This is a genomic window from Burkholderia sp. BE12, assembly GCF_002959955.1.
GTDB lineage: Bacteria > Pseudomonadota > Gammaproteobacteria > Burkholderiales > Burkholderiaceae > Burkholderia.
This window is the reverse complement of record NZ_PREY01000010.1, coordinates 15,762-32,711: the sequence shown is the minus strand read 5'-3', so window position 1 is coordinate 32,711 and position 16,950 is coordinate 15,762. Positions and strand designations below refer to the sequence as shown.

The window sequence follows — 16,950 nt, the reverse complement described above, 5'->3', positions numbered from 1 at the left end:
CGTTCAGGAGGCTTGCCGTGTCCAGTCCGATCGCGTCCCCCCCGCCCGCCGGCACCGCGCCGCCGCCGCGCGGCCCGTCCGCCACCGTGCTGCCCGCGCGCCGCCCGTCGCCCGCCGTGCGGCGGCAACGGCGCGCCGCGTGGCTCTTTCTCGCGCCGGCCTGCGCGATGGTTGCCGTCTATGTGATCTGGCCGATCCTGTCGACGCTGTGGCTGAGCCTGTACAACTGGGACGGGATGACCGAGCGCACCTTCGTCGGTCTCGCGAACTACGCGGAGCTGCTGCACGCGCCGACGTTCTACACGGCGCTGCGCAACAACGTGATCTGGCTCGTGCTGTTCATGCTCGCGCCGCCGCTCGGCCTCGCGCTCGCGCTGTACCTGAACCAGGCGGTCGGCGGCATCCGGCTCGTGAAGTCGCTGTTCTTCGCGCCGTTCGTGCTGTCGGGCGTGGTCGTCGGGCTGATCTTCTCGTGGTTCTACGATCCGACCTTCGGGTTGCTTGCGCTGCTCGCCGGGCATGGCATCCCGGTGCTCGGCGACGCGCGCTATGCGACGTTCGGCATCGTGTTCGCCGCGCTGTGGCCGCAAACGGCGTACTGCATGATCCTGTACCTGACCGGCCTCACGTCGGTCAATCCGGAACAGATCGAGGCCGCGCGAATGGAAGGCGCACGCGGCTTCGCGCTGCTGTGGCACGTCGTGCTGCCGCAACTGCGGCCGACCACCTTCATGGCGATCGTCGTCACGGTGATCGGCGCGCTGCGCAGCTTCGACCTGATCTCGGTGATGACGGGCGGCGGCCCGTTCGAAAGCTCGACCGTGCTCGCGTATTACATGTACGACCAGGCGATCAAGTACTACCGGCTCGGCTATTCCGCGTCGATCGCGGTCGTGCTGTTCGCGATCATGCTCGTCTACATCGTGTTCCAGTTGCGCCGCATGCTGCGCAACGAGCAGTGACCTTTCGGGAGTTCATTCATCATGTTTCCGACACCCGTTGCCCACTGGAAGCCGGTATCGCGCCGGCTGTACAAGCTGTCGCTACCCGTCGCGCTGCTCGTCTGGCTGCTGCCGATGATCGCGGTGTTCGTCACGTCGGTGCGCTCGACCGAGGAACTCGTCGAAGGTCACTACTGGGGCTGGCCGCGCCGCTTCGCGATGATTGAGAACTATCGCGACGCGCTGACCACGTCACCGATGCTGCATTACTTCTGGAACAGCGTGCAGATCACCGTGCCCTCTGTCATCGGCTCGATCGCGCTGGCGGCAATGGCCGGCTTCGCGCTCGCGACCTACCGGTTTCGCGGCAATACCGCGCTGTTCGGCACGTTCGTCGCCGGCAACTTCGTGCCGGTGCAGGTGCTGATGATTCCGGTGCGCGACCTGTCGCTGCGGCTCGGCGTGTTCAATACCGTCGAAGCGCTGATCCTGTTCCATGTCGCGTTCCAGACCGGCTTCTGCACGCTGTTCCTGCGCAACTTCATCAAGCAGTTGCCGTTCGAGCTGATCGAGGCCGCGCGCATCGAAGGCGCGGGCGAATGGACGGTGTTCTGGCGAATCGTGCTGCCGCTGATCCGGCCGGCGCTGGCCGCGCTCGCGATTCTCGTGTTCACGTTCGTGTGGAACGATTACTTCTGGGCGCTGTGTCTCACGCAAGGCGACGAGGCGGCGCCGATCACGGCGGGTGTCGCGGCGCTGAAGGGGCAATGGACGACGTCGTGGAACCTCGTATCGGCCGGGTCGATTCTCGCCGCGCTGCCGTCGGTCGCGATGTTCTTCGCGATGCAGAAGCATTTCGTCGCGGGGCTCACGTTCGGCGCGACGAAAGGCTGAACGCGCGCCGGCTGCGTCATCGTATCTCCCCCTCCGCATCGTGAGGTTGCCCGCTTCGGCGGGCTTTTTTCATGCTTCGCGGGGTTGGGTGGATGTCGGTTGGCAAGCCTGGGCGTGCGCGGAAGTTTGGCGTCATGCGCAGCCGCCCTCAGCAAACGCCAGCCTTCGGTATCGAACGACAGCGATTCGGCTACGCGTACTTGTCGCCGACGGTACTGCGAATGGGATGGGTGTCGTAGACGATGATCATCCGTTCGATGAGCCCCGCGGCGTCGAACTCGAACACGTCGACGCACTCGAAGCGCGCCACCGAACCGTCTTTCAGGCCCCAGTCGTAGATGAAGTAACCTGTCGCACGTCGAGCCCCACTCGTGCTGACGCAGATGTCGATCGGTGTAATCTTGCTTTCTCCCGATGCGGCAGCGACCTTCGAAAAGAAGGGCCCCGGATGCATCCAGCCAAGAAATGGCGAGAAAATCTGCGCGTCCGGCGTAAATAGCGCGCAGATCGCGCCGACATCGCCTCGCTCCAGCTCCCGAAGGTAAGCGCGAACCTGTTCCGTGTAGAGTGATTCCGACGTTGAGCCCAAAATTATCCTCCGATCATTCGTTGACAACTCCGTTCATTCGCAAGAACAGGGCATCCGGCAGACGCACGATAGCGAGGCACCGATGACCGGACAATCGAAAAATTTGCAACCCGGGTATGCGGCGCATGCATATCCGCTGGCTGACCTGACGCGGCCGCTGCCGCCGCTGGCCGCGATTCAGTCGTTCGTCGCGGCGGCGCAGCTGGGTAGCGTCAGCAAGGCCGCGGATCATCTATGCCGCACGCAAGGTGCGGTGAGCCGCCAGATACAGCAGTTGGAAACGCATTATCGATGCGCACTGTTTGTGCGCCATGTATCGGGGCTGACGTTGACGCCAGAAGGCAATGCACTGCTGATGGTCGCGGTCAACGTGCTCACGCAATTGGCCCAGCACGCGGATTCCCATGCACGGGCGACCTCGGTGCTCACATTGAAGTTGCCGTCCACGTTCGCCGTTCGCTGGTTGCTCCCGCGGCTGCCGGACATTCATCGCGCGATGAGCGGGACGGAGCTGCGTATTTCCACATCCGCGGACGACACGCCGGATTTCACGACATCCGACGTCGACGCCATCATCGTGCGAGGCACGGGACAGTGGACCGGTATGGAAGCAGTACGGCTGTTTCCCGAGAGGCTCACGCCGATGTGCGCGCCGGCATTGGCGACATCGCTGCGATCCGTAGCCGACCTTGCGCATGTCGATTTGCTCCATCCCGGGCCCAGCCGCGCAGAGTGGCGATGCTGGCTCGATCACGTTGGGGCACGCCAGATCGATGCGGGACGTGGGCTCGTATTCGATACCCTCGAATTGACGCTCGCGGCATCGATGGAAGGACACGGAATTGCAATCGGCGACCCGCGAATGGCGAGAGACCGACTCCGTGCCGGATCGCTCGTGACACCGTTCGAGGATGTGGCGGAAGACGGCCTTTCCTACTTCCTCGTCTATCCGCCCCAACGTGCGGCACAACCGAAAATTCGGACCCTCGCCGATATCTTGCTACGACTTGCGCGAGAAGATTGAGTGACAGGTGTGTCCGATACCTGTTGCGGAGCCGACGTTCAAATGGCGCACCCAACCTACCGACGAATGACGGGCCTGGTCAGAGATCTCCGCGCACTTCACCGGTTCCCAGCGCGCTGCGCTGCCGATTGACTTCCGCCCAGAGCGCATCGCTATCGTCATGGCGCAGCACGACCATGCAGTCCAGCTGATCGTCGGTCACCTCGAAGTATTCCAGGATTTCGCGCCGGACCCCATCGATGAACTCCGCGTATTCCGGGGTGGCCTCTGCCCGCGCGTGCAAGGCGTCGTATTCTGCATCGTCCGCGCCGCCGCCGTGCTCGTCGATATAGCGCGAGATCCACTTGTCTCGTTCATGGTCGTAATCAGCCTCGGCGCGCATTGCCTGCACAGCGGTGTAGAAATCCAGTTGGGCAAACGCGGCGATCGCCGCCGTTGTCGTCTCGTCGAATGTCGTCGTCATTCCAGCTCTCACTTCAGTCATCGCATATCGTCGGTCGCGCCGCGAAACCTCTATCGCGGGCGGTTTCATTAGGTCGTTGACGAGAAAACGGCAGCGCTGTTCCGAACCGCCCGTATTCGTTCACTCGTCGGACGGTTCAATCGTATCGGGTACGTTGAACCGGAAGGATTCAGTCTATCTCGACGGTTTGCCGGGTTTGCCGCGACCGCCGGCGGATTTGCCGGCAGCCTTCCCCGCAGCCGGCTTGCCACGCGGCTTCTGCGCGCTGAACGGGCTACCGATGGTGTAGTCCGGGCCCTTACCGGCACCCGTGGCCGCCGCATGCGGCGCCGCAGCCTTGCGCTTGCCTTCGCCACCTTGCGTATGCGGCTTCTTGCCCGGCCCTTGTTTGGCGACCGGCACGGCTTGCTGCACCTTGGGCTTCTTCGGCTTTTTCGGCTTCTTGATGATCTGACCCGTCGCGCTGGTTTCCGGCACGCGGTGTTCGGCTTCGAAACCCGGCTCTTCTTCCCGCCGCAGCGTCTGCCGGATCAGTGCCTCGATCGCGGCCAGTTGCGGCGCTTCATCGGCGCACACGAGCGACACCGCCACACCGCTGGCGCCCGCGCGGCCGGTGCGCCCGATACGGTGCACGTAGTCTTGCGCGACGATCGGCAGATCGACGTTGATCACCAGCGGCAAATCGTCGATATCCAGCCCGCGCGCCGCCACATCGGTGGCGACCAGCATCTGCACTTCACCTGCCTTGAAACGCTCCAGCGCGCGCATACGCGCGGGTTGCGGCTTGTCGCCGTGGATCGTATCGACCGCATAGCCCGCTTTCTCCAGCATGACCGCCAGATAATCGACGCCATTGCGGGTCTTGACGAATACCAGCGCGTGCTCCCACTTGTTCCGGGCCACCAGGTGAAGGAAGAGATCGGGCTTGTTCCGCTTGTCGACCGGCACCACCCATTGCTTGATCTTGCTCGCGGTGGCGTTGGGCGCGCTGACGCTGATATCGATCGGGCTGCGCAGGATGCCCGCCGCCATCGTGCGGATTTCATCGGAGAACGTGGCCGAGAACAGCAGCGTCTGCCGCTTGGTAGGCAACGCGGCAAAGACCGCATCGAGTTCGCGCGCAAAGCCGAGATCCAGCATGCGGTCGGCTTCATCGAGCACCAGCGTCTGCACCTGATCGAACTGCACGGCGTTCTGGCGATTGAGGTCGAGCAAACGGCCCGGCGTGGCAACGAGCACGTCCACGCCCTTGCGCAGCTTCATCATCTGAGGATTGATGCTCACCCCGCCGTAGGCGGCCAGAAATCGCAGATCGAGCCCTTTGCCGTACTCGACGAAGCTTTGCAGCACCTGTTCGGCCAGTTCTCGCGTGGGCACCAGCACCAGCACGCGCGCGCGGTTGCTGGACACCGCCGGGCCGTGTTGCACTAGCCGTTGCAACAGCGGCAGCGCGAAGCCGGCCGTCTTGCCGGTGCCGGTCTGCGCCGCGGCCATGACGTCCTTGCCGCCGAGCACGGCGGGAATCGCCTTGGCCTGCACCGGCGTGGGTGTCTGGTAATTGAGGCCCTGCACATTACGCAGCAACGGCTCGATCAGGCCAAGCGAGGCAAAAGACATGGACGTATTCCGGACGAAAACCGCAATTCTAGCGGCTAGCGCGCCGGTTGCGCCCCATCCGCGCCGCCGCGCAACCGCCCATCCACCGTCCCGATATTCTTCTCGTGCGCCACCAGCATCAGCGACAGCGCATGATGCATATCCCGATCGGCGAGCGTCGGCAGCAAGGTCTGCAGCTTGCGCACGACCCAGCGCTGGCCGCGATTCAGGAACGCCATGCGCTCCGCGAGATCGTCGATCGCCATCGCCTTCTCGTAAAACGCGCCGGTCGCCCGCGTCGGGACCGCGCCGAGCGAGCGGATCGCATCGACGAGCACACTGCACCAATGCGCCTCGTCCTGGCGGATATGGGCGATCAGCCGATGCAGTTCGGGATCGTCGGTCACCTCGGCCGCCGTCTCGGACGCGACGCGCGCGCCCGCGCGCTCGGCTTCCAGCAATTCGTCGAGCGCAGCCAGCAACGCGGCGCGGCGTTCATGTTCGCGTTCGTCGACAGCAGCGGCCGACGGCGCCGTGCCGCCTTTGTCGAGCATCGCGGCCGCACCGGCGACGATCCGATGCAGCACGTCGCCGGCCATCTCGATCGCATCGATTCGCCCCGCACCCGTGCCCGCATACAGCGCCATCGCCTCGAAATCGCCGGTCATCGTGCGCAGCGGCGAATCGGTGCTGAACAGGTAGATCGGCCGCCCTTCCTCGTCGCCGATCACGGTGCGCGCGTCGCCGAACGGATCGCCGCGTTCGCCGCGCGTCACGCTCGACGGCAGCACGCGCACCATCGCGCCGCGCGGCCAGTTGATGTGGAAGATGTCGGTCAGCAGCGTATCGCCTTCGCGCGCCTCGACGATGCGCTGCTTGTGATACGCATGCGCGAACGATTCGTGCGTCGCGATGAAGGCCGTGCCGATCACCGCGCCCTGCGCGCCGAGCGCCATCGCGGCCGCCACGCCCGCACCGTCGACGATCCCGCCCGCCGCCAGTACCGGCACGTTCGCTGCGCCGATCACGTCCGGCAGCAACGCGGCAAGCGGCCGGTCGCCGCGTACGTGGCCGCCCGCCTCCCGTCCCTGCACGATCAGCGCCTGCGCGCCGGCCGCCTCGGCCGCGCGCGCATCGTCGAGCGAGCCGACCTGATGCACCACGCACACGCCTGCGTCGCGCAGGCGCCGCACGACGGCCGGCATCACGTCCCAGAACAGCGCGACGACGGGCACACGCAGCTCGATGCATGCGTCGAGCTGGGCATCGAGCAGATCGAGCGGCGTCGACGCGGGAATCAGGTTGATGCCGAACGGGCGATCCGTCGCCGCGCGTACTTGCTGAACCTCGCTGCGCATCAGCGCGACCGGCTCGCGCACCATGCCGAGAAAACCGAAGCCGCCGGCCGCGCTCACGGCGCTCGCAAGCTCCGCACGCGCGACCCCGCCCATACCCGCGAGGACGATCGGCCACGTGCAACCGAGCAGGTCGCAGATGGGGCGATGCAGAATCTGGACGGCGCGGGCGTCGTGCCCGTCGCCACGCGTCGGAATCGACATGCAGCATCCTCCTGTCAGAATCGGGACCGGTGACGTATCACGCTCGACGGTACACGGCGCGTGTTGCATTCACATGCACGAGCGATGACAAGCCATCCGTTCCAATAGATCACATTGCGATATATTCGATCGTGGCGCCGCATCTTCGGCGCAATCTGCATGACTTACGTCAACGTGCAAGCGAACTGCCGCCCGCTCACGTCCACCCTTCGAGCCGCAACGTCGAACGCACGAGCCGCTGTTCCTCCTGCTCGATCTCGCGCAGATAGTCTACGCACTGACGGATATGTTCGCTCGCGGCCTTGCGCGCCTGATCGGGCAGCCGCCCCGTGACCGCGTTGTAGAGCCGCGCATGCTGGCGATCGATCTGCTTCTTCAGCGGTTCGCGGTGATAGAGGTTGTTCACCGACGCGAACACCGAACTGAGCAGCAGATCGGTCAGCGACTGCAGCGTATTGACGAGCACGGGGTTGTGCGAGGCCTCGCAGATCGCGAGATGAAACGCGTGGTCGAGCTTCGCGCGCGCGGCGGGGTCGAGATCCTGCGCGTCGGCCGCCGTCATTTCCTCGTAGCGGCGCCGGATCAGGATGAAATCGGCCGGCGTGCCACGCAGCGCCGCGAGCCGGGCGGCCTCGGCCTCGAGCATCCCGCGCACCTCGAACAGGTCGTACAGCGTGCGCGGCTGCGAGCCGAGCAGATGCATCATCGGCGTGATCGCGCGCTGCGGGGTCAGGCTCGCGACGAACGAACCCTTGCCGTGCGCGGTGTCGATGATCCCGCGCGCGTGCAGTAGCTTCATGCCTTCGCGCACGGCCGTGCGCGACACGCCGAGCTTTTCGGTCAGCCGCCGCTCGGACGGCAGCGCCTGACCGGCCTTCAGCACGCCGTCGACGATCAACTGCTCGATCCGCTCGGCGACGACGTCGGCCACGCGCCGCGCCGGCCCCTCTCGATTCTGCATTTCCATACTGGTATGACCACTTTGGATGGATGCCGTCGATTTTCGCACAAAGCCTTGTGGAGACTAGGTTTTATCGAACCTCCGAGCATGCGTGATCAGCAGCATCGAAAAAACTGGTACGACCACCTTCGCGACGTCTGGACAGGCCCGCGCGCCCCGCCAAGAATGCGTGCCATCCGGCGTGCCGCGCGTCGCGCGGCCGCCTGCATGGTGGAGACGGAGACACACGATGAGTTTCATCTACGACGAACGGATCGACGGCCCGCTGGCGACCGTCGACCGCGCCACGCTCGTCGCCGCGCTGCACGCGGCGGCGCCCGGCCTCGACGTGCTGCACGAACGCGAGGCGCTCAAGCCGTTCGAATGCGACGGGCTGGCCGCGTACCGCACGGTGCCGCTCGCGGTCGTGCTGCCCGATACGGTCGAGCAGGTGCGCGCGGTGCTGCGCGTCGCGGCCGCGCACGGCGTGCCGGTCGTCGCGCGCGGCGCGGGCACCGGGCTGTCGGGCGGCGCGATGCCGCTCGAAAAAGGCATCCTGCTGGTGATGGCGAAGTTCAACCGGATTCTCGACATCGACCCCGATGCCGGCATCGCGCGCGTGCAGCCCGGCGTGCGCAACCTCGCAATCTCGCAGGCCGCCGCGCCATACGGCCTCTACTACGCGCCCGATCCGTCGTCGCAGATCGCGTGCTCGATCGGCGGCAACGTCGCCGAGAACGCGGGCGGCGTGCACTGCCTGAAATACGGGCTCACGGTCCACAACATCCTGAAGGTCGAGATCCTGACGATCGACGGCGACACGCTCATGCTCGGCGCCGACGCGCTCGATGCACCGGGCTTCGACCTGCTCGCGCTGTTCACCGGCTCCGAAGGGATGCTCGGCATCGTGACCGAAGTGACCGTGAAGCTGCTGCCCAAGCCGCCGAGCGTGAAGGTGCTGATGGCGAGCTTCGACGACGTCGCCGAGGCGGGCGCCGCGGTCGCGCGGATCATCGGCGCGGGCGTGATCCCCGGCGGCCTCGAGATGATGGACAACCTCGCGATCCGCGCGGCCGAGGATTTCATCCACGCGGGCTATCCGGTCGACGCGCAGGCAATCCTGCTGTGCGAACTCGACGGTGCGGCGAGCGACGTCGACGAGGACGCCGACCGCGTCGCCGCGCTGCTGCGCGACGCGGGCGCGAGCGAGATTCGCGTCGCGCGCGACGAGGCCGAGCGCCAGCGCTTCTGGGCCGGCCGCAAGAATGCGTTCCCGGCGGTCGGCCGGATGTCGGCCGACTACTACTGCATGGACGGCACGATCCCGCGCCGCGAACTGCCGCGCGTGCTCGAAGGGATCGCCGCGCTGTCCGCCGAATACGGGCTGCCGGTCGCGAACGTGTTCCACGCGGGCGACGGCAACATGCATCCGCTGATCCTGTTCGATGCGAACCGGCCCGGCGAACTCGACCGCGCGGAAGCGCTCGGCGGCAGGATCCTCGAGCTGTGCGTCGCGGCGGGCGGCAGCATCACCGGCGAGCACGGCGTCGGGCGCGAGAAGATCAACCAGATGTGCGTGCAGTTCAACGCCGACGAAATCACGTTCTTCCACGCTGTGAAGGCCGCGTTCGATCCGCAGCGCCTGCTCAATCCCGGCAAGAACATCCCGACGCTGCACCGCTGCGCCGAATTCGGCGCGATGCACGTTCATCACGGCAAGCTGCCGTTTCCCGAACTGGAGCGCTTCTGATGCGACGCGACATCGAATCGATCGACGACAGCGCGGCGCTCGTCGCACAGGTCGACGCCGCGATCCACGATCGCCAGCCGCTGCACATCCGCGGCGCCGGTACGAAGGCGTTCGTCGGCCGCCCGGTCGAAGGCCGGACGCTCGACGTGCGCACACATCGCGGCGTCGTGTCGTACGACCCGACCGAGCTCGTCATCACCGCGCGCGCGGGCACGCCGCTCGCCGATCTCGACGCGATGCTCGACGCGGCCGGCCAGATGCTGCCGTGCGAGCCGCCGTCGTTCGGCGGCGCGGCGACGGTCGGCGGCATGTTCGCGGCGGCGCTGTCGGGCCCGCGCCGGCCTTGGGCCGGTGCGGTGCGCGACTTCGTGCTCGGCTGCCGCGTGATCACCGGCCATGCGAAACATCTGCGCTTCGGCGGCGTGGTGATGAAGAACGTTGCGGGCTACGACGTGTCGCGGCTGCTCGCGGGCAGTTTCGGCTGCCTTGGCGTCGTGACCGAGGTGTCGCTGAAGGTGCTGCCGAAGCCGCGCTCGACTGGCGATCTCGCGTTGACGCTCACGGCGAGCGAAGCCGTGCAGCGCGTCGCCGCGTGGCGTCGCGCGGGGCTGCCGCTCGCGGGTGCGTGCCACGGGGATGGCGTGCTGCGCGTGCGGATCGAAGGCGGAGAAGGCTCGGTGAAGGCCGCGCGCGACACGATCGGCGGCGAACGGATGGACGAGCGCGACGACGCGTTCTGGGCACGTCTGCGCGACCTGTCGCTGCCGTTCTTCGACGATCCGCGCCCGCTCTGGCGCGTGTCGGTGCCGGCCGCCGCGCCGCTCGACGCATGGCCCGGCGCGCAACTCGTCGACTGGGGCGGCGCACAGCGCTGGCTGAAGACCGACGCCGCGCCGGCCGACGTGCAGCGCATCGCCGCGCAGTGCGGCGGCCATGCGACCTGCCTCACGCCGGGCACGACACGGGAGCCGTTCCAGCCGCTGCCGCCTGCGCTGTTGCGCGTGCATCGGCAGCTCAAGGCGCAGCTCGACCCGCACGCGATTTTCAATCCCGGCCGGCTCTACGCCGATTTCTGACGCGAACCCGATCCCGATCCGCCGATGCAAACCAATCTCAGCGAAGCAAGCAAGGCCCTCGCCCGGGCCGACGAAGCGGAAGCGATCCTGCGCGCGTGCGTGCACTGCGGCTTCTGCAATGCGACCTGCCCGACCTACCAGGTGGTCGGCAACGAGCTCGACGGGCCGCGCGGGCGCATCTACCTGATCAAGCAACTGCTCGAAGGCGAGCCATGCGGCGAACGCACGCAGCAACATCTCGACCGCTGCCTGACATGCCGCAACTGCGAGACGACCTGCCCGTCCGGCGTGCGCTATCACACGCTGCTCGACATCGGCCGCGCGGAAGCCGAGAAGCGCGTGCAGCGGCCGGCGCGCGAGCGCCTGCTGCGCGCGGGGTTGCGTCACGTGGTGCCGCGCCCGGCGACGTTCGCCGCGCTGCTGAAGGTCGGCCGCGCGCTGCGACCGCTGCTGCCCGGCACGCTGCAGGACAAGATCCCGGCCGCCGTTCCCGCGGCCGCGCCGCGCCCGGCCGTGCGTCATGTGCGACGCGTGCTGATGCTCGAAGGCTGCGTGCAGCCGTCGCTGTCGCCGAACACCAATGCGGCCGCCGCGCGCGTGCTCGACCGGCTCGGCATCAGCGTGAGCCCGGCGCGCGAAGCCGGCTGCTGCGGCGCGACCGAATACCACCTGAACGCGCAGGACGCGGGCCTTCATCGCGCGCGCCGCAACATCGACGCGTGGTGGCCCGCGATCGAGGCCGGTGCGGAAGCGATCGTGCTGACCGCGAGCGGCTGCGGCGCGTTCGTGAAGGAGTACGGCGACCTGCTGCGCTCCGACCCCGTCTATGCGGACAAGGCGCGGCGCGTCAGCGCGCTCGCGCGCGATCTTGCCGAAGTGATCGCGGCCGAGCCGCTCGACGCGCTCATCGATGCGACGCCACGGCGCGTCGCGGTCCACTGCCCGTGCACGCTGCAACACGCGCAGCGCCTCGGCGGCGCGGTCGAAAGCATCCTGACGCGGCTCGGCTTCGATCTGACGAATGTCGCCGACGGCCATCTGTGCTGCGGCTCGGCGGGCACCTATTCGCTGACGCAGCCCGAACTCGCGACGACCCTGCGCGACAACAAGCTCGATGCGCTCGAAGCCGCGCAGCCGGACCTGATTGTCACCGCCAACGTCGGCTGCCAGACTCATCTGAACGGCGCGGGCCGCACGCCCGTGCGCCACTGGATCGAGCTCGTCGACAACCGGCTGGTCAACTGACCGCCGATTCCGGAGGAAAGCCATGCAAACGAAACCCGAACTCGAACTGGCCGATGCCGAGCGCATGCTCGCCGCCGCCCGCGCGGAAGCGGAACGCCACGGCTGGGCCGTGTCGATCGCCGTCGTCGACGACGGCGGCCACCTGCTCGCGTTCGCGCGGCTGAACGGCGCATCGCCGGCCAGCAGCACCATCGCGCAGGACAAGGCCCGCGCGGCGGCGCTCGGCCGTCGCGAGACGAAGGCGTATGAGGATATGATCAACGGTGGCCGCACGGCGTTTCTGAGCGCGCCGCTGACGGGATTGCTCGAAGGCGGCGTGCCGGTCACGGTCGGCGGCCGGATAGCGGGCGCGATCGGTGTGTCTGGCGTAAAGTCCGAACAGGACGCGCAGATCGCCCGCGCCGGCACACGAAGCGTCGCGGAATAACCAGCCAAGCCGCACGCATTTTTCCCGGGAGGATTCACGATGATCGACCAAGCAGGACTGCAAGTCGCGCCAGCGCTGAGCCAGTTCATTGAAAACGAAGCGCTGCCGGGCACCGGCATCGACAAGGCCGCGTTCTGGAGCGGTTTCTCGGCCCTGGTGCACGACCTCGCGCCGCGCAACCGCGAGCTGCTCGCCGAACGCGACCGCCTGCAGCAGGAACTCGACGCGTGGCATCGCGCGCACCCCGGCCCGGTACGCGACCACGCCGCGTATCGCGCATTCCTCGAACGAATCGGCTACCTCGTGCCGGTCCCGTCGAACGTCGCGGCAGCCACCGCGAACGTCGACAGCGAGATCGCCACGCAGGCCGGCCCGCAGCTCGTCGTGCCGCTGTCGAACGCGCGCTATGCGCTGAACGCCGCGAACGCGCGCTGGGGCAGCCTGTACGACGCGCTGTACGGCACCGACGCGCTGCCGGAAGACGGCGGCGCCGAACGCACCGCGGCCTACAACCCCACGCGCGGTCAGCGCGTGATCGACTACGCGCGCAACGTGCTCGACAACGCGGCGCCGCTCGCGAGCGGCTCGCACCGCGATGCGCTGCGCTACCGCGTGCAGGACGGCCAGCTTGCGGTCGAAACCGCGAAGGGCGTCGTGCATCTCGCGCAGCCGGCGCAGTTCGTCGGCTACCAGGGCGCGGCCGGTGCGCCGTCCGCGATCCTGCTGAAGCACAACGGCCTGCATCTCGAGATCCAGATCGATGCGTCGACGCCGATCGGCCGCGCCGATCTCGCGAACGTGAAGGACGTCGTGCTCGAAGCCGCGGTCAGCACGATCATCGACTGCGAGGATTCGGTCGCGGCGGTCGACGCCGACGACAAGGTCCAGCTCTACCGCAACTGGCTCGGCCTGATGCAGGGCACGCTGGTCGAGGAAGTCGCGAAGGGCGGCAAGATCTTCACGCGCCGCCTGAACGCCGATCGCGAGTACACGACGCCGGCCGGCGGCACGCTGTCGCTGCACGGCCGCTCGCTGCTGTTCGTGCGCAACGTCGGCCACCTGATGAACAACGGCGCGGTGCTCGACCGCGACGGCAACGAAATCCCGGAAGGGATCCTCGACGGCGTCGTCACGACGCTGTGCGCGCTGCACGACCTGAAGGCCAAGCGCAATTCGCGCACGGGCTCGATCTACATCGTGAAGCCGAAGATGCACGGGCCGGCCGAAGTCGCGTTCGCCGACACGCTGTTCGCGCGCATCGAAGATCTGCTCGGCCTGCCGCGCAACACGCTGAAGATGGGCATCATGGACGAGGAGCGCCGCACCAGCGTGAACCTCGCCGCGTGTATCGCCTCCGCTGCCGCGCGCGTCGCGTTCATCAACACCGGCTTCCTCGACCGCACCGGCGACGAGATGCACACTGCGATGGAAGCGGGCCCGATGATCCGCAAGGGCGACATGAAGTCGTCGGCGTGGATCCAGTCGTACGAGCGCAACAACGTGCTCGCGGGCCTGTCGGCCGGCCTGCGCGGCCGCGCGCAGATCGGCAAGGGCATGTGGGCGATGCCGGACCTGATGCACGCGATGCTCGAGCAGAAGATCGCGCATCCGCGCGCCGGCGCGAACACCGCATGGGTGCCGTCGCCGACCGCCGCGACGCTGCACGCGCTGCACTACCACCTCGTCGACGTGCAGGCCGTCCAGCAGGAACTCGAGAAGACGCCGTACGCGAGCGAGCGCGACGCGCTGCTCGAAGGGCTGCTGACCGTGCCAGTCGTCGAGCGCGCCGCGTGGAGCGAGGCCGAGATCCTGAGCGAGGTCGAGAACAACGCGCAGGGCATACTCGGCTACGTCGTGCGCTGGGTCGAACAGGGCGTCGGCTGCTCGAAGGTGCCGGACATCCACGACGTCGGCCTGATGGAAGATCGCGCGACGCTGCGCATTTCGAGCCAGCACATCGCGAACTGGCTGCGCCACGGCGTGATCACCGAGGCGTTCGTGCTCGACGTGTTCAAGCGGATGGCCCGCGTCGTCGACCAGCAGAACGCCGGCGACCCGAACTATCGCCCGATGGCGCCCGGCTACGACCAGTCGACCGCGTTCCAGGCCGCTTGCGCGCTCGCGCTGCAAGGCACGTCGCAGCCGAGCGGCTATACCGAGCCGCTGCTGCATCGGTTCCGGCTCGCGTTCAAGGCGCAACGGCACGGCGCATGAAGCTGCGCATGCGGGCGCGCCCCGCATGCCGTGAAACGGGCGGCCATTGCGGCTGCCCGTTTTCATATTCACGTTTATCCGACCGTTGAAACCGATAATCGGTGCATATCGCGCGCTTTCGCGTGCGACGCCCAGCCGCCGTCGATTCGCCGGTATCCGCCGCCGTATACCGTGCGATCCTGCCACCGCCCCGCAAAGCCTTTCGCCGTAACGCTTCGCCCGATATTGGCAAGCCCGGGATTACACGATAATTTGACCCCGATCAACGGTTTGCAACATTTTCCGCACACGCAAACACGCGCGTTATACTCCGTGGCATTCGCGTCGCGCGATTCGTCAGATCGTCGAATTGCAGCAGAAGTTACCTGTGAATACAGGCTTCATCGGTTTATCTGGCCGCGCTTGTCGATAACCCGAGCCCGTTTTCTCCGCTGAACGCAACGCGTGCACGGGAAGGGCTGCGCACCGGATCGCCACCGGTAGTTATACGAACAATCGCATCGGCCCGCGGCACGGCGGCGATGCCCCCGATCCACCGACCATGGCAGAAACCGACTACGCAATGCCCAGCGAATCCGGCCTGACGAGCCGTGTCGCCGCTCATCTGCGCCGGTTCCTGCTGCCGCACCTGATCTTCTATGCGGGGCTGCTGATCGCGCTGATCCTGCTGCTCCTGTGCGGGATCGTGCTGTACGAAGGCCGCATCGACGCACGCGACCGCTCGCGCAGCATGCAGCAGAATCTCGCGCTGATGGCGTCGTGGGACATCGAACGCAACATCGAGATCTATTCGCTGTCGCTGCAGGCCGTCGTCGAAGGCATGAACGACCCCGCAGTCGTCGCGTTGCCGATGTCGCTGCGCCGCCAGGTGCTGTTCGATCGCGCGACGACGGCCAAGTACCTCGGCGGCATCTACGTGCTCGACGCAAAGGGCGACATCGAGGTCGACGGCAAGAGCGACGTGCCGCGCAAGGCCAACTTCGCCAACGAGCCGTACTTCACCGTGCACCGTGATCATCCCGACGTCGGCCTGTACGTCAGCGATCCGTATCATTCGCGCCTGCGCGGCGGCTCGCCGAGCATCGCGCTCAGCCGGCGGATCACGCGGCCCGACGGCTCGTTCGGCGGCGTTGCGGTCATGTCGATCCGGCTCGAATATTTCCAGAACCTGTTCTCGCGCCTGTCGCTCGGCGATCGCGGCTCGGTTGCGCTGATCAACACGCACGGCCTGATGCTCGCGCGCGAGCCGTACGACCCCAAAACCGTCGGCCGGGATATCAGCCGCGCGAGCACGTTCCGGCAATTCATGACCGCCAGCGAAGGCAGCTTCGCCGATACCGCGTCGATCGACGGCGTGCGGCGCCTGTACGTGTTCCGGCACCTCGACAGCCTGCCGCTCATCGTCATGGTCGCGCGCTCGGAAACGGACACCTACGCCGCGTGGTACGACCGCGCGATCCCGATCGGCTCCGCGATGGCCGTGCTCGCGATCGGCTTCGTCGGCCTGTCGCTGCTGCTCGACGTGCAGTTGCGCAAGCGCCATCGCGCGGAAACCGAGCTGCAGGCGCTCGCGCGCACCGACGGCCTGACGGGCCTCGACAACCGCCGGATGCTCGACGTCACGCTGGCGCGCGAATGGCGCCGCGCCGCGCGCTCGCAACATGCGCTGTCGCTGCTGTTCATCGACGTCGATTACTTCAAGCGCTACAACGACACGCAGGGCCATCAGGCCGGCGACGACGCACTCGCCGCGGTCGGCCATTGCATCGCCGGTTGCCTGCGCCGCCCGGCCGACTATGCGGCGCGCTACGGCGGCGAGGAATTCGTCGTGGTGCTGCCGGACATCGACACGGACGGCGCGGTGACGATCGCCGAAACGATCCGTGCGGGCGTCCTCGATCTCGGCATCCGGCACGACGCCGGCACGGTCGGCCGCCTCACGGTGAGCATCGGCGTGACGACCAGCTATCCCGAACTCGACGACAACATCCAGGCCGCGCTGAAGCGGGCCGACGATGCGCTGTATCGGGCGAAGGAAGGCGGGCGCAACCGCATCGTCGTGCAGGCGGCCACGCCGGTCGACGATCTCCAATCGCGGCGGGCCTGAGCGTACGGGCAGCGGGGCGGCCGCCGGCCGCATGCAAAATCGCCGACAATGTCGGCTCGATACGCCGCCGCGCCGCCGCACGGCCGATGCGGCCGGCCGCACCTCGCCGGCCGCACCTGGCCGGC

At 67.2% G+C, this 16,950-nt stretch carries 14 protein-coding genes; 9 read left to right on the top strand and 5 right to left on the bottom strand.

Annotated features, from left to right (window positions below):
- Positions 1–17: 17 nt before the first annotated feature.
- Both C4B30_RS13025 and C4B30_RS13020 read left to right on the top strand, forming a co-directional pair.
- Positions 18–962, top strand: a complete 945-nt coding sequence (locus tag C4B30_RS13025) for a carbohydrate ABC transporter permease (protein ID WP_105132586.1) — start codon at positions 18–20, stop codon at positions 960–962.
- A 21-nt stretch (positions 963–983) separates the two neighbouring features.
- Positions 984–1,835, top strand: a complete 852-nt coding sequence (locus C4B30_RS13020) for a carbohydrate ABC transporter permease (protein WP_027781771.1) — start codon at positions 984–986, stop codon at positions 1,833–1,835.
- A 190-nt stretch (positions 1,836–2,025) separates the two neighbouring features.
- On the opposite strand, the gene C4B30_RS13015 is transcribed toward C4B30_RS13020, so the two are convergent.
- A complete protein-coding gene (locus C4B30_RS13015; protein WP_199779068.1) occupies positions 2,026–2,424 on the bottom strand; it encodes a nuclear transport factor 2 family protein in 399 nt (132 codons plus the stop codon).
- 82 nt (positions 2,425–2,506) lie between these two features.
- On the opposite strand from C4B30_RS13015, the gene C4B30_RS13010 reads away from it, so the two are divergent.
- Positions 2,507–3,448, top strand: coding sequence for a LysR substrate-binding domain-containing protein (locus C4B30_RS13010; RefSeq protein WP_105132585.1), 942 nt, complete (start codon positions 2,507–2,509; stop codon positions 3,446–3,448).
- Positions 3,449–3,527: 79 nt separating this feature from the next.
- On the opposite strand, the gene C4B30_RS13005 is transcribed toward C4B30_RS13010, so the two are convergent.
- From C4B30_RS13005 to glcC, 4 genes are all read right to left on the bottom strand, one after another.
- Positions 3,528–3,911, bottom strand: a complete 384-nt coding sequence (locus C4B30_RS13005) for an ATP-dependent protease (protein WP_105132655.1) — start codon at positions 3,909–3,911, stop codon at positions 3,528–3,530.
- A 174-nt stretch (positions 3,912–4,085) separates the two neighbouring features.
- The gene (locus tag C4B30_RS13000; RefSeq protein ID WP_105132584.1) at positions 4,086–5,528 is read right to left on the bottom strand and encodes a DEAD/DEAH box helicase; all 1,443 of its coding nucleotides are present in this window, start codon (positions 5,526–5,528) and stop codon (positions 4,086–4,088) included.
- A gap of 35 nt (positions 5,529–5,563) precedes the next feature.
- Complete coding sequence (locus C4B30_RS12995) at positions 5,564–7,066, bottom strand: nitronate monooxygenase (protein ID WP_105132583.1); 1,503 nt, start codon at positions 7,064–7,066, stop codon at positions 5,564–5,566.
- Positions 7,067–7,262: 196 nt separating this feature from the next.
- Positions 7,263–8,033, bottom strand: coding sequence for a transcriptional regulator GlcC (gene glcC / locus C4B30_RS12990; RefSeq protein WP_027781777.1), 771 nt, complete (start codon positions 8,031–8,033; stop codon positions 7,263–7,265).
- Positions 8,034–8,256: 223 nt separating this feature from the next.
- Between glcC and glcD the strand changes: the two genes are divergently transcribed.
- From glcD to C4B30_RS12960, 6 genes are all read left to right on the top strand, one after another.
- A complete protein-coding gene (gene glcD / locus C4B30_RS12985) occupies positions 8,257–9,756 on the top strand; it encodes a glycolate oxidase subunit GlcD (protein ID WP_027781778.1) in 1,500 nt (499 codons plus the stop codon).
- Entirely contained in the window at positions 9,756–10,832 is a 1,077-nt protein-coding gene (glcE, locus tag C4B30_RS12980; RefSeq protein WP_027781779.1) for a glycolate oxidase subunit GlcE, read from the top strand. The genes glcD and glcE overlap by 1 nt, the downstream gene beginning before the upstream one ends.
- A 24-nt stretch (positions 10,833–10,856) precedes the next feature.
- Entirely contained in the window at positions 10,857–12,077 is a 1,221-nt protein-coding gene (gene glcF / locus C4B30_RS12975) for a glycolate oxidase subunit GlcF (RefSeq protein ID WP_027781780.1), read from the top strand.
- Positions 12,078–12,099: 22 nt separating this feature from the next.
- Positions 12,100–12,504, top strand: coding sequence for a GlcG/HbpS family heme-binding protein (locus C4B30_RS12970; RefSeq protein WP_027781781.1), 405 nt, complete (start codon positions 12,100–12,102; stop codon positions 12,502–12,504).
- A 39-nt stretch (positions 12,505–12,543) separates the two neighbouring features.
- Positions 12,544–14,718, top strand: coding sequence for a malate synthase G (locus tag C4B30_RS12965; protein ID WP_027781782.1), 2,175 nt, complete (start codon positions 12,544–12,546; stop codon positions 14,716–14,718).
- A gap of 541 nt (positions 14,719–15,259) precedes the next feature.
- A complete protein-coding gene (locus C4B30_RS12960; RefSeq protein ID WP_027781783.1) occupies positions 15,260–16,825 on the top strand; it encodes a sensor domain-containing diguanylate cyclase in 1,566 nt (521 codons plus the stop codon).
- The last annotated feature ends 125 nt before the right edge of the window (positions 16,826–16,950 follow it).

Coding starts and splice junctions, on each gene's coding strand:
- C4B30_RS13020 (WP_027781771.1), top strand. CDS start 984: ATGTTTCCGACACCCGTTGCCCACTGGAAGCCGGTATCGCGCCGGCTG.
- C4B30_RS13010 (WP_105132585.1), top strand. CDS start 2,507: ATGACCGGACAATCGAAAAATTTGCAACCCGGGTATGCGGCGCATGCA.
- C4B30_RS13005 (WP_105132655.1), bottom strand. CDS start 3,911: ATGACGACGACATTCGACGAGACGACAACGGCGGCGATCGCCGCGTTT.
- C4B30_RS13000 (WP_105132584.1), bottom strand. CDS start 5,528: ATGTCTTTTGCCTCGCTTGGCCTGATCGAGCCGTTGCTGCGTAATGTG.
- C4B30_RS12995 (WP_105132583.1), bottom strand. CDS start 7,066: ATGTCGATTCCGACGCGTGGCGACGGGCACGACGCCCGCGCCGTCCAG.
- glcC (WP_027781777.1), bottom strand. CDS start 8,033: ATGGAAATGCAGAATCGAGAGGGGCCGGCGCGGCGCGTGGCCGACGTC.
- glcD (WP_027781778.1), top strand. CDS start 8,257: ATGAGTTTCATCTACGACGAACGGATCGACGGCCCGCTGGCGACCGTC.
- glcE (WP_027781779.1), top strand. CDS start 9,756: ATGCGACGCGACATCGAATCGATCGACGACAGCGCGGCGCTCGTCGCA.
- glcF (WP_027781780.1), top strand. CDS start 10,857: ATGCAAACCAATCTCAGCGAAGCAAGCAAGGCCCTCGCCCGGGCCGAC.
- C4B30_RS12970 (WP_027781781.1), top strand. CDS start 12,100: ATGCAAACGAAACCCGAACTCGAACTGGCCGATGCCGAGCGCATGCTC.
- C4B30_RS12965 (WP_027781782.1), top strand. CDS start 12,544: ATGATCGACCAAGCAGGACTGCAAGTCGCGCCAGCGCTGAGCCAGTTC.
- C4B30_RS12960 (WP_027781783.1), top strand. CDS start 15,260: ATGGCAGAAACCGACTACGCAATGCCCAGCGAATCCGGCCTGACGAGC.